Genomic DNA, 2105 nt, shown 5'->3' with positions numbered 1-2105 from the left:
GCAAAACCCTCAAATTCTACGAAAAAAAGAGTTTGGGGGAGTTAGAACCAAAATATTGAGATAGGAGGGATAAAATTGTTTAAAAAGTTACTTGTGTTGGTATTGTCATTGGCTCTGATGTTGAGTGCCGGAGGAATACTTTGGGCTGCAGAGGGCGCTGGCGGAGCGAAACCCCAGCAGGTGGTCGAAGATAGCGGAGCGAAACCCCAGCAGGTGGTAGAAGATACGGGCAACACAGATCAAGAAGAAGCAGTCGAAAATGAGGCGGAGGAAGAAGTTGAAGAAGAGGAAGCAAAAGTTGAAAATGATGGCGAAGAGGAAAGAGGTCTTTCTGGATTACAGAATGCTTTGGAAAGAGTTAAAGCAAATGGTTCACCTGTAGCACAAAAGGTGCTAAGTAAGCTGATAGAAGCAGACGGCGATGTGCAGTCTATTGCTCAAACCTTACGAGACGTAATAGACGAAGAAATAGACGAGCTGGATGAAGAAACCAAGGAACAGCTGGAAGCAGCAGCTGAGGAAGTAAGAGAGAAAGTAGAACAGGATGCAGAGATGAATGAGGAAAGTAAAAAAGAAGTCTTAACCGATGTTGCCGAGTTCTATAAAAAGATAGGCTCTGATGACGATGCACTGGAAGCCTTTGAAGATGCAGTGAAGTATGTTCCCACTGATATCAAAACCTATAGGGAAATTGGACAGCTTTATAAGAAAAAGGGACTTGAGGGAATTAAAGCCTTTGTTAACGGTAAGAAGCTTAACTTTGACGTTCAACCCAGAGTGGAGAATGGCCGTACATTAGTACCCTTTAGAGCGTTGGGTGAAGCCTTTGGTGCGCTGATCAATTGGGACGCTGCTACCCAAACGGTATCCTTTGAAAAGGGAGATACTTTGGTTCAGCTGCGAATCGGCCAACCAATAGCATTGGTAAATGGACAGCAGTACCAACTGGACGTTGCGGCATTTATTGACAACGGGCGGACGTTAGTACCCCTTCGCTTTATAATGGAAGCTCTTAATGCAAAGGTTGATTATCTGCCCGATACCCAAATGGTTATTGTGAACGAAAAATGAAGATAGTAGCACTGCCGGGTGTAGGCCCGGCAGTTTTCATATTAGGTCGGTTAAAAGATTATCAAACTGTGCAGAGAGTGGGGATGGGTGCCCGGTTTATGATCTTATCCAAGTTAATTAATAATTTTTAAAACAATAGGGTCTAAAAGGCGGCGCCGCGACGGGAGCCTTGACAGCCGGGGACTCCGCAGGTGGTACCATGGTTTTTGAGACGGGGTGCGTATATTGTCGGTACCTGTTCCCCGGAGCCGCCCCGTCGGTGCCGATGTTCTACCACCTGCGGGGTGGAATTTTTACTTTTTACCTAAAAAGTGTTAAACTTAATTTGAGGTGATATTTTTCCGCAAACTATTAACGATCTGGTGGATTTTATAGTGGGGAGAGTGCTGGACCTTCTGGGCGTCGAACACCACCTGTATTCCCGCTAGGGAGAGTAAATATTTACCATAAAGAGGCCACAGGATTCGCCGTTCATACGGCGAATTTATATTTATAAGAATTGTTTGAAAAATCACAATGTTGGGGGAGTTGATTTTGCCTGCGGTTGTAACTCGGCTGGGGATAGTGGAGAATTTGGACTTTTTTCCTGTTATAGACGCTTTAGAATCCGCAGAAAAGCCTGTGGGTGTGGAGATTATTAAAGACACGGCTTCCCGGCTCACGGAGAAATTTTTAACCGGGGAAGTAGACATAGCTCCTCTTCCCTCCGTAATGTACGCCCACCACATGGAGAAGTGCGTAATCTTACCGGATCTCTCCCTGGGGGCTGAAGGACCGGCCGCCAATTTGATGCTCTTGAGCAAGGTTCCAGTCAGATATCTGGGGGGCAGAACTGTTTGTCTCCCCGACGGGGCGGCCAGTTCCTATGCTCTCCTCCGGATATTGTTGGAGCACTGCTTTGAAATAACCGTCAACTACATCCGGGTTCCTTACGGCCTGGAGAAGATGTTGCACTTTGGAGATGCGGCACTGGTGTACGGCTATGCCGCCCTGGAATTGAAGTTGAACCCTCCGCCGGGCCTTCACCTGCTGGA

2 protein-coding genes are annotated in these 2105 nt (G+C 46.8%); both read left to right on the top strand.

Translation table 11 applies throughout. The features are described from left to right. The first annotated feature begins 75 nt into the window (after window positions 1-75). The gene (locus tag KKC1_RS14395) at window positions 76-1071 is read left to right on the top strand and encodes a stalk domain-containing protein (protein ID WP_088555111.1); all 996 of its coding nucleotides are present in this window, start codon (window positions 76-78) and stop codon (window positions 1069-1071) included. Window positions 1072-1605: 534 nt separating this feature from the next. After that, on the top strand, window positions 1606-2105 hold a 500-nt coding region (locus KKC1_RS14390; protein ID WP_202820106.1), incomplete at its 3' end, for an MqnA/MqnD/SBP family protein.

The sequence above is a fragment of the Calderihabitans maritimus genome (assembly GCF_002207765.1).
GTDB classification, from domain to species: Bacteria; Bacillota; KKC1; order Calderihabitantales; family Calderihabitantaceae; genus Calderihabitans; species Calderihabitans maritimus.
The sequence above is the reverse complement of the archived record's forward strand: the minus strand, read 5'-3'. Positions and strand labels throughout refer to the sequence as shown.